Annotated in this window: 14 protein-coding genes; 8 read left to right on the plus strand and 6 right to left on the minus strand. The window is 54.2% G+C overall.

Translation table 11 applies throughout. The features are described 5' to 3' along the window. Positions 1 to 589: 589 nt before the first annotated feature. From AACY82_RS00005 to leuS, 6 genes are all read right to left on the minus strand, one after another. Complete coding sequence (locus AACY82_RS00005) at positions 590 to 1,453, minus strand: DUF3014 domain-containing protein (RefSeq protein WP_339614691.1); 864 nt, start codon at positions 1,451 to 1,453, stop codon at positions 590 to 592. Positions 1,454 to 1,662: 209 nt separating this feature from the next. Beyond that, positions 1,663 to 2,751, minus strand: coding sequence for an SGNH/GDSL hydrolase family protein (locus AACY82_RS00010; RefSeq protein ID WP_339614692.1), 1,089 nt, complete (start codon positions 2,749 to 2,751; stop codon positions 1,663 to 1,665). Positions 2,752 to 2,754: 3 nt separating this feature from the next. Next, positions 2,755 to 3,504: a GDSL-type esterase/lipase family protein gene (locus AACY82_RS00015; protein ID WP_339614693.1), complete on the minus strand. Its 750-nt coding sequence runs from the start codon at positions 3,502 to 3,504 to the stop codon at positions 2,755 to 2,757. A 22-nt stretch (positions 3,505 to 3,526) separates the two neighbouring features. Further along, a complete protein-coding gene (gene holA, locus AACY82_RS00020; protein WP_339614694.1) occupies positions 3,527 to 4,576 on the minus strand; it encodes a DNA polymerase III subunit delta in 1,050 nt (349 codons plus the stop codon). Further along, on the minus strand, positions 4,557 to 5,072 hold the full coding sequence (gene lptE / locus AACY82_RS00025) for an LPS assembly lipoprotein LptE (protein WP_339614695.1): 516 nt from the start codon (positions 5,070 to 5,072) through the stop codon (positions 4,557 to 4,559). Before lptE ends, holA begins: the two co-directional genes overlap by 20 nt. A 12-nt stretch (positions 5,073 to 5,084) precedes the next feature. Then, complete coding sequence (leuS, locus tag AACY82_RS00030; RefSeq protein WP_339614696.1) at positions 5,085 to 7,547, minus strand: leucine--tRNA ligase; 2,463 nt, start codon at positions 7,545 to 7,547, stop codon at positions 5,085 to 5,087. Between the two features lie 259 nt (positions 7,548 to 7,806). Between leuS and rplU the strand changes: the two genes are divergently transcribed. The 8 genes from rplU to AACY82_RS00070 all read left to right on the plus strand — a co-directional run bounded on the left by rplU (position 7,807) and on the right by AACY82_RS00070 (position 15,414). After that, on the plus strand, positions 7,807 to 8,118 hold the full coding sequence (gene rplU / locus AACY82_RS00035; protein WP_339614697.1) for a 50S ribosomal protein L21: 312 nt from the start codon (positions 7,807 to 7,809) through the stop codon (positions 8,116 to 8,118). A 15-nt stretch (positions 8,119 to 8,133) separates the two neighbouring features. Then, a complete protein-coding gene (rpmA, locus tag AACY82_RS00040; protein WP_041522800.1) occupies positions 8,134 to 8,391 on the plus strand; it encodes a 50S ribosomal protein L27 in 258 nt (85 codons plus the stop codon). 162 nt (positions 8,392 to 8,553) lie between these two features. Then, positions 8,554 to 9,765, plus strand: coding sequence for an Obg family GTPase CgtA (gene cgtA, locus AACY82_RS00045; protein ID WP_339614699.1), 1,212 nt, complete (start codon positions 8,554 to 8,556; stop codon positions 9,763 to 9,765). Positions 9,766 to 9,798: 33 nt separating this feature from the next. Next, on the plus strand, positions 9,799 to 10,920 hold the full coding sequence (gene proB / locus AACY82_RS00050) for a glutamate 5-kinase (RefSeq protein ID WP_339614700.1): 1,122 nt from the start codon (positions 9,799 to 9,801) through the stop codon (positions 10,918 to 10,920). 513 nt (positions 10,921 to 11,433) lie between these two features. Next, on the plus strand, positions 11,434 to 12,186 hold the full coding sequence (locus tag AACY82_RS00055; RefSeq protein WP_339614701.1) for a class I SAM-dependent methyltransferase: 753 nt from the start codon (positions 11,434 to 11,436) through the stop codon (positions 12,184 to 12,186). Positions 12,187 to 12,326: 140 nt separating this feature from the next. After that, complete coding sequence (locus AACY82_RS00060; protein ID WP_339614702.1) at positions 12,327 to 13,295, plus strand: phosphoribulokinase; 969 nt, start codon at positions 12,327 to 12,329, stop codon at positions 13,293 to 13,295. A gap of 38 nt (positions 13,296 to 13,333) precedes the next feature. After that, on the plus strand, positions 13,334 to 14,197 hold the full coding sequence (locus AACY82_RS00065) for an HAD-IIB family hydrolase (protein WP_339614704.1): 864 nt from the start codon (positions 13,334 to 13,336) through the stop codon (positions 14,195 to 14,197). Beyond that, positions 14,197 to 15,414 carry a glycosyl transferase gene (locus AACY82_RS00070; RefSeq protein WP_339614705.1) on the plus strand — a complete coding sequence of 406 codons (1,218 nt, stop codon included), beginning with the start codon at positions 14,197 to 14,199 and terminating at the stop codon, positions 15,412 to 15,414. The genes AACY82_RS00065 and AACY82_RS00070 overlap by 1 nt, the downstream gene beginning before the upstream one ends. Positions 15,415 to 15,459: the final 45 nt, after the last annotated feature.

Raw genomic sequence — 15,459 nt, forward strand, 5'->3', positions numbered from 1 at the left:
AAAAACACATTAGCCTATGAAGCTAGTTGGCTGACACAGAGTTTTGAACACCCTCAACGGTCGAAGCAAATTCTCTGCAAGCTCGATGGTTATACTGAAGAATAGTCTGCGCTTCTCATTCTTCCTGCAGGCTCTCCAAGACGATGAATCTAGAATTCCTAATTTTCTAATAATGGATAACATTGAGGATAAAGGAATGGTTGCTAAGCGTAGCCAAAACTTCCAGCATCTAATAATCGATGCATGCAAAGGTGTGGCGGCCGATTATCAGTTAATCTTCACAACATCTATGATTGCAGAAGACCTCAATGATACTCCTTACTGTGTTGGCCCCTACTACCCAGAAGGTTCTTACACATTGAATCTAACCAGTTAGTAGATTAGTCAAGGTGCAGTAATTTACCACTAATGTCCGCTTTTGGCCGGATTTGGATATAAAGAAGTTGATGCAGGTAACGTATAACAAGCGCAAGCAGTCGGAAAATTTACTCGATACGCTCCTAATTTTCCGCTATTGCGAGCTTTAGGATGCCAGATCAAAACCCTGATCTGGCCCTTTCGTTACCCGTTAACCATTCTCCGTCTCCCGTTAATCAATCTTCTCCAGCTCCACTTTCAGCTCTTCCAAATACGCCTTAACTCGTTTGCGATTCTCGGGCCCAATACGCAGCATAAGTTTTTGCGGGTCGGGTAGGGCTTCGAGCTTGGGGTCGGCGAAGGTGTACATGACCGCGGGGCGCTGCAGCGTTAGCGGTTTGTTTACCTCTGGGGTGGCGAGCATGTTATTGATCGCATTCAGGGCAACTTCTTTAAAGTCGCCTTCAAGGCCTTGCTCAGCGTAGGCTTCGTTAAAAATCGGCGCCATTTCTTGGTACATGCCGGCGAGTGTTGCGGGCTCGATAGACTCCATTAGCTTTAGGTGGCGCTCATAGCGTTTAAAGTTATCGTCGGTTAAGCGGTACTCGGCGTCGGGGCCACTGGTGGTTTCTACGACTTTCATGGTGGGCAGTGGCGACATGACAGGGCGGTATTGATTAACCAGGCGGTTGTCGGATACACCAATAACGGCGCGTACCGTTTTGCGCACGACTTCTTCGGGCACAATTAAGCCCAATAGTGGGGCGTCGATTTCGGGTTTTAGTTGCTCGCCGACAAACGCATCGCTGCTGTCCAGTGGTGGCAGCTCAACCTTGGGCTCTGGCGGCTCTACCTCGGCCGCAGGCGGTGCGGGTTCTGGTTCTACTTCGGGCTCGGGCTCGGGTTCTGGCTCTGGGGCAGGCTTGGGCTGCGGCATAGGTGCTACGGGTGCCGGAGTAGCGACTGGCGGTGGCGGCGCCAGCTCGGGCTCTGGAGCGGATGTTTTATACCAGTATATAAAGCCTCCCAGCAGCACGATAACGATAACCGCAATCACTAAAACTACTGTGTTATTGGACGCTTTGCTCTCACTCATATTTTCCACCTAATGTTGCACCATGGTTGTAAAGTCTTCGTTACGGTTACGATTTGCGCGGTTGTGACGAAAACTAAGAGGCTTGGTTAACTTTGCGTTACGCGAGCCACTATTACAAGCATTAGAAGGTGAATTAATGTGATGGTTCGATTTTTTGGCGCATTTTATTTCCGGGCCGCTTGCGGCCCGGGGCAAGGTAGGAGTCGCGTTTAGAACAGCGGCTGAATCTCGGGCAGTAGCTCTCGGGCCATGGCACGGTGCTGCTGACCGGTAGGATGGGCGTCGCATTGATCGCCGGGGTGGTATTGCGACAAAATCTGGCGTAAACGGGGGTTGTTGACCTGCGCGACTGTGGCGGCAATGTAGTCGCGCAGCACGGTCTTTTGGGGGCGACTGGGGTCGGCGTTATCGTTGACGATGGCGCCCTCTGTTACAGCAATCTCGGTGCTGGGATAGAGCGTGAGCAGGCGCTGGGTAAAGTCTACGTAGGTGGACACAAAGTGCTCGCGCTCGGGCAGTTGGCCGATCCCCAGGCTGAAATCGTTGGTGCCGAGTGAGATTAAGATCACATCGGGCACAAACGCGGTTAAGTCGGCCGGTGGCGCCTCGTTGTTGGCCACGGCTTGGTTAAAAAATTGCGGCGCTTGGGGGTCGCGGGTGTTGCCGTCCCAGCTGCGGGTTAAGCCCCGGCCGCCGTAGCACACAAGCTGAGTCTCGGCGTTGAGCTTTTGCCCGAGTAGCATGCCGTAAGAATGATCGGGATCGGGCCAGCTCGCGTTCTCGGCGCAGCTGTGGTCTGCCGGCCGGTGTACGCCCTCACCGCAGGTAACCGAGTCGCCAATCACCAGAAGTTTGCGTTTAGGTGCCGGTGGTGGTGCGAGCAGCTTACCGCCGGTAAGTTCAAAGTGCTCCAGCGTAATCACGCCGCGCCAAGTCTCGGATAAGTGGCTCAATCTGATGCGGTGAGCCTCGCCGTCGTTTTTGACCAGCGTGTACAGTTGGGGCTGGGTCGATAACTCAAACCGGCGGGGTGGCTGATCGTCCACCGTTACCGCTAGGTAGCTTTGCGCTTTGCTGCTGGAGGCGAGCACTGAGAGCTCGCCACCGCTAATGTTAAGGTTGGCGCTTACGCTTGGGTAGCCAAAACGCATCGCGCCGTCCGGGAGCGCTTGGGTGCGACCACTCCAGCGGATCTGGTGATCCTGTGCCGCTATGGTCTGGAGTTGGGCTTTGGTTTGTTGCTCGGCGCAGCCCCCTAGAGCGATGAGGCCAAGGCTTATAAGTAAAGCGATTCGCATGGTTTACGACCCCTTGGCATCCAGTAGCGCTGACAAAATCGGTTGCAACGCTTCGGCCCATATTTGGTAGCCGCGCACGGAGGGGTGTAGGCGGTCTTCCATAATCTCGGCGCTAATGCGGCCATCGGCCTCTAAAAACAGTGGGCCAAAGTCGTAATAGTCGATGCGGTCGTTGTCGGCTAAGCGTTTGATTAGCTGGTTTGTCGCACTTACTCGCTGGCGCTCCGGGGTGCCCGGCATTTCGCCGTAGGGGAAGATACCTTGCAGCACGATATGGGCGTTGGGGTAGCCGTTTAATGCGCGTTTAACCACTTCGCTCACACCGGTGAAAGTGTCTTGGGCGTTGGTGTCGTTGTGCAAAAAGTTGTTAACGCCGATTAAAATCACCACAACTTCCGGGTCAAGCTTTTCAATGGCGCCGTGATCCAGGCGCCACAGCAGATTTTGCGTTAAGTCGCCGCCAATACCAAAGTTGGCCGGATGATAGGGACCAAAGGTGGCGTCCCAGGTGGCTTGGGCTTTGTTCCAGTTGTCGGTGATGGAGTCGCCTAAAAATACCACGCGCGCTTTACCCGCTTCGGCGATTTTTACGTCGTCGGCGTGTTTTTGATACCAAGTTGAGAGGCTCATCCACTCAAACTGCTTGGTGCGTGGTACTGGGTCGGTGGAGGGTAGGCCGCTAGCAAATACTGGGTAACCGGTTACAAAGGCGAGCAGAAAGCTGATGAGTAGGGCGTTTATACGTGTCTTCATGGCGGAGAGGTCTTGTTGAGGGTTAGAGTTTTAAGCCAAGCCGTACGTTGGCGGGTTTTAAGCTTACCACACCGGAAAAGCTGAGCACTAGATCGAGCAGCTCATCCCACGGGCTGGCGTTGCGCATACCTTTGATGGCGCGATCGACACCGTTGGCTTGGCGCAACAGCAGTTGCAGTTGGCCTCCGCTTAGGCGATTTAACGCGGTGCCCATAATGGCCTGGCGCTTGGCCCAGACGCCAGCCTGTTTCATCGCCCAATCTTTATGGCGCCCTTGCTGAATCAATTGCGCGCACTGCAACAGTTGGCGGATGTCGCGAGTTAGTGCCCACAGCACGGCGGGTGCCTCGGTGCCCTCGGAGCGCAGTCCGTGCAGACTTTTAACGGCGCCGCGAGCGTCTCCGGCAAGTGCTTTATCGGCCAAGGTAAAAATATCGTAGCGGGCGCTGTCGGCCACCACCGAGGCCATAAGCTGGCTGGTGATAACGCCGTCGTCAGTGAGTAGTTTTAATTTTTCGATTTCTTGTACGGCAGCCAGTAAGTTGCCCTCGACCCGCGAGACTAATAAGTCGATAGCGCTACTGTCAGCGGTTAACCCCGCGCTTTGCAGGCGCGCGCCAATCCAGCGCGGCAGTTGCGCTGCGTCTACCGGCCAAATGGTTACGTGCGCGCCGGCGCCCTCAAGTGCTTTGTACCACTTACTGCGCTGCGCGGTGCCGTCGAGCTTGCCGGTGACGATCAGTAAAATCGTGTCCTCCGGCGGGGCGCTGGCGTACTCGGTAAGTGCGCGCGAACCTTTGTCGCCGGGTTTGCCGTTGGGGATGCGCAGCTCAATGATTTTTTTGCTGGCAAACAATGACAAGCTGTTGGCGCTGGCGTGCAGTACGCCCCAGTCAAATCCGGGGTCGATATGATGCAGCTCGCGTTCGCTGTACTCTTGCTCGCGGGCAGCGTTGCGAATGGCATCGCTGGCCTCTTGCACCAATAAGGGCTCGTCGCCACTGACAAGGTAGATCGGTGCCAGCGCGCCACTCAGCGCGCGGCTGAGTTGATCACTGCGCAGTTTTGCCATCGGCGCCGTTGTCGTCCTGAAGTAAAATGTAAGCGCGGCGCATCATTTGTTGCACAAGGTCAACGCGCATTTCGCTCATTAGGATTTCTTCTTCACGCTCAATGCCAGTGGAGTCGGACGCGTCGTAACTGCGGGTAACGCGCGCCTGCTCTTGCGCGCCCACGGGAACATTGTCGGGGGTTAAAATTTGGTAGCGCACCATTAAGGTAATCGAGTAAGCGCTCGCCAAAGTGTCGGCGCCGATGCCCACGGTACGGCGGCGGGTGGTTTCGTCACCCAGTGCTAAAATGTACTCGGGGTTTTCGTCGGCGGCGACAATCTCAATATCTTGGCTTGCCAGCGAGCGGGTGAGCTCGCGCAGCAGTTCGGTATGCTCTTCAGAGCTGACCACCCGGATACGCTCAAACTCCAGCGGCGGGTTTAGGCTGCCGCGCAGGTGCCAACCGCAGGCACTGGTCAGTAGTAGCAGCGACAGGCTAAGAATCAGCGCCTTCATGAGCGGTTCCTTTTAATTGGCAACGATGTTGACGAGTTTGTTGGGAACGACGATGACTTTACGCACAGTGGCGCCGTCGATAAAGCGTTGCACGTTCTCTTGCGCCAGCGCTAACGCCTCGACATCATCGCGCTCGGCATCCACCGGGGCTTGCACTTTATCGCGCACTTTGCCGTTGACCTGAACCACAATTTCGATGCTGCTGCGCTTTAGGGCTGACTCATCCACGCTGGGCCACGGAGCATCCAAGGGGATGTCATTGTGTCCCAGTGCCTGCCATAGCGACTGGCTAATATGCGGCACGATCGGGGCCAGCAACAATGTGGCCGCGTTTAAGGCTTCACGCTCAACCGCAAGGCCCTGGCCGGTGGCGCGGTCGGCCAGCTTGGCCACCTCGTTCATAAGCTCCATAACCGCAGCGATAGCGGTGTTAAAGGTCTGGCGGCGGCCGTAATCGTCACTGACCTTATGAATGGTCTCGTGGGTTTTGCGGCGCAAGTCGCGCTGAGCATCGTTGAGGCTTTCGGTGTCGAGCTTGTCCGGTGTGCCAGCCGCCAAATGGGCGTGGACGTTTTTCCATAGGCGGCGCAAAAAGCGGTGCGCGCCCTCAACGCCTGAGTCGCTCCACTCCATGCTCTGTTCGGGCGGTGCGGCAAACATTGAGAATAACCGCACGGTGTCGGCGCCGTATTGCTCGATCAGCTCGGCCGGGTCGACAGTGTTGCCCTTGGATTTGCTCATTTTGGTGCCGTCTTTCAGCACCATGCCCTGGCACAGTAAGCGCTCGAAGGGTTCGTCGCATTCAACTAGGCCTTCGTCGCGCATTAGCTTGTGAAAAAAGCGCGCGTATAAAAGATGCAAGATGGCGTGCTCAATACCGCCCACGTATTGGTCCACTGGCAGCCAGTAATTGGCGGCATCAGAGTCGAGCATGCCGTCGGCGTAGTTGGGGCAGGTGTAGCGCGCGTAGTACCAAGACGACTCCATAAAAGTGTCGAAGGTATCGGTTTCGCGCTCGGCGGCTTGGCCGTCGATCTCGGTTTTGCGCCACTCGGGGTCGGCTTTGATGGGCGATTGGACACCGTCCATAACCACATCTTCTGGCAATAGCACGGGCAACTTGCTGGCGGGGACGGCTATCTCACCGCCATTGGGCAAGTTTAGCATTGGGATGGGCGTGCCCCAGTAACGCTGGCGTGAAACGCCCCAATCGCGCAAGCGGTAGTTGGTTTGCACCTTGCCTTTTTGCGCGGTTTTAAGGGTTTGGGCAATGGCATCGAAGGCGGCTTTAAAATCGAGGCCGTCGTACTCGCCGGAGTTAACCAGCACGCCTTTATCGACAAAAGCCTCTTGGGTTAAATCGATCTCGGCGCCGTCTTTGGGGGCAATGACCTGATGAATCGGCAAGTCGTATTTCTTGGCAAATTCAAAGTCGCGCTGGTCGTGGGCGGGCACGGCCATCACCGCACCCGAGCCGTAATCCATCAGTACGTAATTGGCGACCCATACCGAGACTTCATCACCGGTTATAGGGTGCAGTGCTTTTAGGCCGGTATCCATGCCTTTTTTGTCCATGGCGGCCATGTCGGCCTCAGCGACCGATTGCTCTTTGCAGTCGGCTATAAAAGCAGCCAGATCCGGGTTGTTGCTGGCAAGCTCGGCGGCAATTGGGTGCTCGGCGGCGAGGCTGACGTAGGTTACCCCCATAATGGTGTCGGGGCGCGTCGTGTAAACGTCAAAGCCTGCGTGCTCACCCACGGGTTGGGCCAGATCAAAGCGCATATCAATACCGCGGCTTTTACCGATCCAGTTGCGCTGCATGGTTTTTACTTGCTCGGGCCAGTGGGGTAGCTTGTCGAGGTCTTTTAATAGCTCGTCGGCGTAGGCGGTGATTTTAATAAACCACTGGGCCAGCTCGCGGCGCTGTACGGTGGTGCCGCAGCGCCAGCAGCAGCCGTCTTCTACTTGCTCGTTGGCCAGCACGGTTTGGTCCGTGGGGCACCAGTTAACGGCAGAGTTCTTTTTATACACCAAGCCTTTCTCGTACAGGCGGGTAAAAAACCACTGCTCCCAGCGGTAATAATCGCTCTGGCAGGTGGCCAGCTCGCGGGACCAGTCAAAACCAAAGCCCAGCTGCTTGAGCTGACCTTTCATATAGTCGACGTTAGAGTAAGTCCACTTAGCCGGTGCGGTGTTGTTTTTGATAGCGGCGTTTTCGGCCGGCAGGCCAAAGGCATCCCAACCCATGGGGTGCAAAACGTTTTTGCCCTGCATACGCTGGAAGCGGGCGATCACGTCCGAGATGGTATAGTTGCGCACGTGCCCCATGTGCAGTTTGCCGCTGGGGTAGGGGAACATGGCCAGGCAGTAGAACTTCTCGCGGCTGGTGTCTTCGCGCACGGCAAAGCTTTGATGTTCTTCCCAGTGTTGCTGGGCGCTAGATTCTACCTCGGACGGATGATATTGCTCTTGCATTGGGGCCAAAATTCCCTGCGGTTATGAGTTGATGATAGTAATACGATTATAAAAGACCCGGCATTATAGGGCCTCACAGGCCATAACACCAAGGGGCGTGCGGTTGCCAGTGGCCTGTCAAATAATTTCTTTTGGGCCTTGCTATAGCCGGCGGTTTCGCCTAAAATCGCCGCCCCTAAAGCTGATGATACGGCGCAAGTCAGTTGAATACGCGGCAAAGCTGCGTAACTTCGTGCCGTCCAAGACGATTGGAGCATTTATGTACGCAATTTTTGAAAGCGGTGGTAAGCAACACCGTGTAGTGGAAGGTGAAACCCTGAAGCTCGAAAAAATCGAAGTCGCCACTGGCGAGAAAATCGAATTCGATAAAGTTTACCTGGTTGCCAACGGTGACGACGTCAAAATTGGCGGTCCGGTTGTCGCTGGTGCCAAAGTGACTGCCGAGGTAGTCAGCCACGGTCGTGCGGATAAGGTGAAAATCATCAAATTCCGTCGCCGTAAGCACTCTATGAAGCGTCAGGGCCACCGTCAGTGGTTTACTGAAGTAAAAATCACCGGTATCACAGGTTAATCTAGGAGTTGACTCATGGCTCATAAAAAAGCAGGCGGTAGTACTCGTAACGGTCGCGATTCGGAAAGTAAACGCCTTGGCGTTAAATGTTTCGGCGGCCAAACAGTTTCTGCAGGTAGCATCATTGTTCGTCAGCGCGGCACTAAGTTCCACGCTGGCGCCAACGTAGGTATCGGTAAAGATCACACTTTGTTTGCCAAGGCAGACGGTCAAATTAAATTTGACGTAAAAGGTGAGCACAACCGTCGTTTTGTTAGCGTTGTAAGCGCTTAAAACGTCTGCACCTGTTGCTCGGCTGAGGGGTTTTGCCCCTGCGCCGAACTGAAAAGAGCCCCGTCGTACGCGATGGGGCTCTTTTTGTTTGTTAGACCTCTTTATTTGTTAGAATAATGTTTTACGCCACGGGGCGTATAAGCCAATAGCGCGGGAGTTGCTGTGAAATTTGTCGATGAGGCACCCATTGTTGTCGAGGCGGGTAAGGGCGGTAATGGCTGCTTGAGTTTTCGCCGTGAAAAATACATCGCTAAAGGTGGCCCCGATGGTGGTGACGGCGGCGATGGCGGCAGTATCTTTTTAAAAGCTGACGAAAACCTAAATACGCTGATCGATTACCGTTACACGCGGCGTTTTCGCGCCCAGAGCGGCGAGGGCGGTCGCGGTAAAGATTGTCGTGGTAAGGGCGGCGAAGATTTAATCCTGCCGGTACCGGTCGGCACCACCGTGATTGACGTTGATACCGGCGAGACGCTGGGTGATTTAACGGAGATTGACCAGGTGCTTAAGGTCGCTCAGGGCGGCTTTCACGGGTTGGGTAATGCCCGCTTTAAATCCAGTACCAACCGTGCGCCACGCCAGACATCAAATGGCAGTGAAGGCGAAGTACGCGAAATTAAGCTTGAGATGAAAGTGCTGGCCGACGTTGGCCTGCTGGGCTTGCCTAATGCGGGTAAGAGTACCTTTATTCGCTCGGTTAGCTCGGCCAAGCCGAAGGTGGCTGACTACCCGTTTACCACATTAATACCCAACTTGGGCGTGGTAAAAGTGCAGGAACACCGCAGTTTTGTGGTGGCCGATATCCCCGGTGTGATTGAAGGTGCGGCCGATGGCGCAGGCTTAGGGATACGCTTTTTAAAGCACTTAACCCGCTGTCGTGTTTTATTGCACTTGGTGGATGTAATGCCACCCGATGGCTCTGACCCAGTGGCAAATGTGCAAGCGATCTCCCGCGAGATTACCACCTTTAGTCCGTCACTGGCCGAGCGTGAGCGCTGGCTGGTGCTGAATAAAATTGACTTGCTGCCCGATGATGAACGCGAGCAGCGCTGCCAAGAAATTGTCGATGCGCTGGGCTGGGAAGGGCCGGTGTATCACATAGCCGCCGCTAGCGGTCTGGGCACGGAGGCGCTGGCCTCGGCCTTGATGAAGAGTCTTGAGGCGCGCTGGCAGGCCGAGCGCGAAGACCCTGAGCTCAAGCAAGTCGAGTACGATTTTCAAGATAAAATGCAAGCCGAAGTTCGCGAGCGTATTGATACTTTGCGCGAGGAGCACCGAGCGGCACGTAAGGCTGCCAAAGAGGGTGAAAGTCACGATGACGACGACTTTTACGACGATGATGATGACGATGTTGAAGTGGTCTACGTTCCCTAATGGCTAAAGTGTAAAGGCTGAGTGTAAAGGTTCATGAGTCGACGCGATCAAATAAAGACCGCCCGCCGTTGGGTGATAAAAATTGGCAGTGCGCTACTGACCAATGACGGTAAAGGCCTAAACTACGCCGGCATTGCCCACTGGGCCGAACAAATGGCCGAACTAAAAAAGCAGGGTATAGAGTTGGTGCTGGTGTCATCGGGCGCGGTCGCGGCGGGCATGACTCGGCTTGGTTGGAGCGAGCGGCCCACCGAGCTGCACCGGTTGCAGGCGGCAGCGGCCGTCGGTCAAATGGGGCTGATTCAAAACTACGAGGCTGAGTTTGCCCGGTTTGGTCTGCACACCGCCCAGGTACTGCTTGATCACGATGATTTATCATCCCGTGAGCGCTACCTTAATGCACGTTCAACACTGATTACCTTGCTGGAGCTAGGTGTCGTATCCGTGGTGAATGAAAACGATACCGTGGTAACCGACGAAATTCGTTTTGGCGATAACGACACCTTAGGTGCCTTGGTGGCCAACCTGATTGATGCCGACCTATTGGTGATACTGACCGATCAGGACGGTATGTTTGACGCCGACCCGCGCAGCAATCGCGCCGCAAAGCTGATATCTGAAGTGGCGGCGGCCGACCCCTCCCTCGATGCGATGGCCGGTGACGGCGGTAGCCTTGGGCGTGGCGGTATGATTACCAAGGTGCGGGCTGCGCGTGTCGCTGCGCGCTCGGGTGCCGACACTATTATTCTCGGTGGAAGACAAGATAATGCGTTAAAGCGATTAGCCTCGGGCGACAATATTGGTACCTACCTATGGGCTGATCAAGAGCCACAAGCGGCTCGCAAGCGCTGGTTGGCCGGGCACTTGCAAACCCGCGGCACCTTAGTGCTAGACGACGGCGCGGTGGCGGTGTTGTCAGGCCAAGGCAAAAGTCTGTTACCGGTAGGGGTTAAAGCCGTGCAGGGCACCTTTCGTCGCGGCGATATGGTGGTGTGCACTGACAGTAGCGGTCGCGAGGTTGCACGGGGGTTGGTGAACTATTCTATTGATGATACCCGCAAAATTATTGGGCAACCAAGCAGCCAAATTACCGTGTTGCTGGGTTACCAAAGTGATGAAGAGCTCATTCACCGCGACAACATGGTGTTGAGTTAAAAAGCTGGAACATTCTGTAAGTAACCCCTAAAACCGCCGTATGCCTTTCTGTGTATATTGATTGATTCCCCCATTAAAGATCGGGTCGCGCTGACCTGATCTGTTGTGTTTTTTCGTGCCCTTTGAGCATTTTTGTTTCTTAATCCTGCCGTCGACCTTTTGAGGTGTACTCCGCACCTATCGGTTTATCCGCTTGCAATTTCTAGGTATTTGTAGACAATGAGAATCATTATCTTTTTGTGCTTTGTTAGGAGGAGGTTAAGTGCGCGAGTCGGCCGAGTTAACGCATATGCAGGGAGAGCTTCAGGATTATCTTTTACAACGCTTTGGAAGTGTCCGGTTGGCACGATGGGCAACGCGCGAAACGCTTCGGCGACTTAGCGGCAGCCCGATACTGGAAACGGTGGGTAATCCCTATTTATACGCCGTGGGTTATGCGCTGTCGCTAGCTCTAAAGTGCGATGCGGAGCCGCCTTTAGCCACGGTATCTGCAGCTGCGCCGGTGCTGGTGCCGTGAGTGAGTGGTTGGCCAGAGCTCAGCTGGACCGTTTGTACAGTCATGCTATAGCCGCGCAGCGCTGGCCAGAGCTCGGCTTGGTCGATAGCGCGGCCGCCCAACTGATGAGCATCGTCTCGGGCGGTGATCGCACGTCAGTCTCGCGTGCGGAGCCGTTAGCCGTGGTGCGCAGCCGCGCGCTTGATGCACGTTGTCTGACGTTTTTACAAGAGGAGCCAAACGCCTTGGTCATTAATATCGGTGCTGGCTTGAACACGCGGTTTCATCGTTTGAGTCAGCAGTTGGACTGGCCCAGGTTCCATTGGCTTGAGCTGGGCTCCCCTGAGCTTGTAAAGGCGCAGCAGGCCTATTTGCCGTTAACCGACCATTACCGTTGTCGCGGGGTCAGTGCCGAGCAGCTCACCAGTGATGTGCAAAAAGCGCTGCAGCAATGGCAGGGGGCGGTGCTTATAATGGCCGAAAGTCCGGCTGCTTGGCTCTCGGCCGATCAGTGGCAAATGCTTTTAGCCCTGTGTAGTCAAACACCTAATAACGCTCGCTGCGATATTGTGTACGATTATTTATCCCCGGGGGCTCGTCGACGCATTTATTATTGGGGGGCGGCATTGCGCCGCTTGTATCCGCAAGCGCATTTTGCGAGCCCTGTTGTGCCTGCGCCATGGCAAGTTCGGCACCGAACAGGTTTACACGGCGACACCCGTTGTCGTATCTGGGGACACTGGTACACGGCGCATTTGTCGGTGAGCTAACGCTCTATGCAAACGTTTTGTCTTTGGTGTTAGCTCTCCTTGTTGTTCGTCATTTTTGCGTCATAACTTTTGTCTAGGTTATTTGGCAAGCTTTGTGCTTTGTACTAAGGGTGGTGACGACAACATAAAAGGGGACTGCCATGTCCGTTAGTCCAGATTCACTGTGGCCCGATTATTTTACCGAGCTAGGCCGGGCTCCCCGCGGTCACGACCCGGTTGCGGGTTTGCTGGAGCGCGAGCTGCGCTTGTCAAAGGCCGTGGCCGAGCAGCTAACGCGTACTTATACACCGCTGGCTGGCTATTGTGCGAGCAAAGTCGAGGCCAGCCCTTACGCGCCGGTTATTGTCGGCATTAACGGCGCGCAAGGGACGGGCAAATCGACCGCCGCTTACATACTGCAACACTTGCTACAGCAGCAATTCGATTTAACCGTCTGCCAAATCTCGATTGACGATTTATATTTACCCCTCGCCAGTCGCCAGCAGTTGGCTGAACAAGTGCACCCGCTATTGGCCACGCGCGGCGTACCCGGCACCCATGATTTACCCTTAGCGTTAGATGTGTTTGCGCAACTCGCTGGCGCCCAGCCGGGCACCCAAACGATGATCCCGCGCTTTAACAAAGCGACGGACGATCGCCGCCCACCGGAACAGTGGGATATTGTGATCGGGCGACCGCAAGTGATTATTTTTGAGGGATGGTGTGTGGGGGCTCGCGCGCAGCGCGCCAGTGATTTAACGCAGCCTGTGAACTCGCTAGAAGTTAATGAGGATGCCGACGGGCATTGGCGAGAATTCGTCAATCAGCGTTTGCGTGAGTATCAGCAGTTGTTCGATAAGCTTAACCTTCTGGTGATGCTAAAAGCACCATCGTTTGATCAGGTATTGCAATGGCGTCAACTGCAAGAGCAAAAGTTACGGGATACGCTAACGCCAGAAGAGCTGTCACATTCGCGAGTGATGAGCAGCGGTCAGATCGAGCGTTTTATCGCGCATTACGAGCGTTTAACTCGTTGGATGTTGCAAGAAATGCCTGCGCGCTCGGATATATTATTACAACTCGAGCGTGATCACAGTATCGCCAAGATCGACTGCCACCTGACTGGCTGATCTATATTGCTCGCTATTTTGTACTATGGGAGATTACCTTGATATCAACCGATAGCCATTCCCGCGCTTATCATACGGTTGTTTTTACCGACCTAGATGGCACCTTACTAAATCACGATGATTACTCCTATAAAGCAGCCATGCCGGCCATTGACGAACTTCGCGCAAATGGTACGCCGCTTATTTTAGTGTCCAGTAAAACCCGTGCTGAGATGGCGCAATTGTGCGCTGAGCTTGTAATTACCGATCCCTACGTGTGTGAAAACGGCAGTCTTATTGTTATGCCCGAGGCATGGGTAAAGTCTTTTGGCATCGCGACTGATTCGTTTACCTTTAGCGATGGCGCATGGCAGTTTGTGCAAGGCGCCAAGCGGCCACAAATACTGATGTTGTTAGCTGAGTTAAAGCGACATTATGACTTTACCGGCTTTGCCGATATGAGCGTGGCTAACGTCGTCGACTGTACCGGCTTAAGCGAGGCGGCCGCCGCCCAAGCGATGCAGCGTTTAGCGACAGAGCCTTTGCTGTGGCACGACAAAGAGTCGGCGTTAATTGAGTTTGCCCAACAACTGAGCAAGCACAATTTACGGGTGGTTAAAGGTGGTCGTTTTTATCACGTAATGGCTCATTGCGATAAATCCGATGCGGTACGCTATTTGCTGAACACCTATGAGTCCCATTATGGGGCGAAAGTAAAGAGCATTGCCTTGGGTGATAGCCCTAATGACCTGATAATGCTCAAAGAGGTGGATCAGGCAGTGGTAATGCCGCACAAAGATGGAACCTATATGCACGATGATGAGCTCTTAAATGAGATTCGTGCACCACAAGAGGGCGCGAGAGGTTGGCGCGCCGGTGTTGAAGCAGCGTTGCAAGCGCTGCGCAATGGCGAGGAAGCGTAATGAGCGATTTTTTTCAGAATGGCCGTATCGGAACACTGCACAATTTAGGTGACCGCCCCATTGAAGAGTTAGAGGCCGAGTTGCTGGAGTGGAGTAAGCAAAAACCCATGTGCTTGGTGTTGCCTTGCTTGTACTCTGAGCTAGAAGGCCCTGCGATGGAAAACATCGTCGACGAGCTTTCCAAAGTGCCATTTTTAGATGAAATTATTATCGGCCTCGATCGCGCCGATGAAGAGCAGTACAAAAAAGCCAAAAAATTCTTTGCCCGCTTGCCACAAAAACACTCAATTTTGTGGAACGATGGCCCGCGTTTAAAAGCCGTCGACAAAGTGTTGGATGAAGTCGGGCTCGCGCCGCAACAACTGGGTAAAGGCCGTAACGTCTGGTACTGCTTAGGTTATGCCCTAGCCAAAGGCCGAGCCCGCGCTGTTGCTCTGCACGATTGCGATATCGTCACTTACAAACGCGATATCGTCGCCAAACTTTTTTACCCCATTGCCCACCCCACCTTTAATTACATGTTCTGTAAAGGCTATTACTACCGCGCCGCCGGCGGAAAGTTAAATGGTCGGGTGAGTCGTTTGCTGGTATCGCCGTTAGTGCGCGCGCTGCAAAAAGTGTGTGGTCACAACGATTACTTAGATTTTATCGACAGCTTTCGCTACGCCCTGGCCGGTGAGTTCTCGATGAGCATGGATGTGGTTAGCTCGATTCGTATCCCCAGCGATTGGGGGCTAGAGATTGGCGTATTGTCTGAGGTAAACCGCCGCTACTCCGATGAGCGGGTGTGTCAGGTAGATATCGCCGATGCATACGACCATAAGCATCAGGATTTGTCGGCGGATGATTTAGATGCTGGCCTGTCAAAAATGAGTACCGATATTTCCAAGTCGTTTTTCCGAAAACTTGCTATTAAAGGTGAGGTGTTTACGCCCGAAGTGTTTCGCACACTTAAAGCAAGCTATTATCGCTTAGCGTTAGACTTGATTGATCGCTACCATAACGACGCCGTGATTAACGGCATGACGCTCGATCGCAACAAAGAAGAGGAAACCGTAGAGCAGTTTACCCAGTGCATCATGCGCGCCGGTGAACAGTTTTTGAATGACCCGACCGAAAAACCTTTTATGGCGAATTGGTCGCGGGTGTTAAGTGCGGTGCCGGATGTATATCAACGGTTACTGAGTGCTGTAGAGGCCGATGAAGATGACATTTAAGGCGTGATGCTGTACTAGTCAGATTTAGGTGTAATCGCTTTGAGC

It is taken from the genome of uncultured Gilvimarinus sp. (genome assembly GCF_963972205.1).
Classification (GTDB): Bacteria; Pseudomonadota; Gammaproteobacteria; order Pseudomonadales; family Cellvibrionaceae; genus Gilvimarinus; species Gilvimarinus japonicus.

Bases quoted from the DNA above. Each gene is read 5' to 3' on its own strand.
- AACY82_RS00015 (WP_339614693.1), bottom strand. From the start codon at position 3,504: ATGAAGACACGTATAAACGCCCTACTCATCAGCTTTCTGCTCGCCTTT.
- holA (WP_339614694.1), bottom strand. From the start codon at position 4,576: ATGGCAAAACTGCGCAGTGATCAACTCAGCCGCGCGCTGAGTGGCGCG.
- AACY82_RS00005 (WP_339614691.1), bottom strand. From the start codon at position 1,453: ATGAGTGAGAGCAAAGCGTCCAATAACACAGTAGTTTTAGTGATTGCG.
- AACY82_RS00010 (WP_339614692.1), bottom strand. From the start codon at position 2,751: ATGCGAATCGCTTTACTTATAAGCCTTGGCCTCATCGCTCTAGGGGGC.
- rplU (WP_339614697.1), top strand. From the start codon at position 7,807: ATGTACGCAATTTTTGAAAGCGGTGGTAAGCAACACCGTGTAGTGGAA.
- lptE (WP_339614695.1), bottom strand. From the start codon at position 5,072: ATGAAGGCGCTGATTCTTAGCCTGTCGCTGCTACTACTGACCAGTGCC.
- proB (WP_339614700.1), top strand. From the start codon at position 9,799: ATGAGTCGACGCGATCAAATAAAGACCGCCCGCCGTTGGGTGATAAAA.
- leuS (WP_339614696.1), bottom strand. From the start codon at position 7,547: ATGCAAGAGCAATATCATCCGTCCGAGGTAGAATCTAGCGCCCAGCAA.
- AACY82_RS00070 (WP_339614705.1), top strand. From the start codon at position 14,197: ATGAGCGATTTTTTTCAGAATGGCCGTATCGGAACACTGCACAATTTA.
- rpmA (WP_041522800.1), top strand. From the start codon at position 8,134: ATGGCTCATAAAAAAGCAGGCGGTAGTACTCGTAACGGTCGCGATTCG.
- AACY82_RS00060 (WP_339614702.1), top strand. From the start codon at position 12,327: ATGTCCGTTAGTCCAGATTCACTGTGGCCCGATTATTTTACCGAGCTA.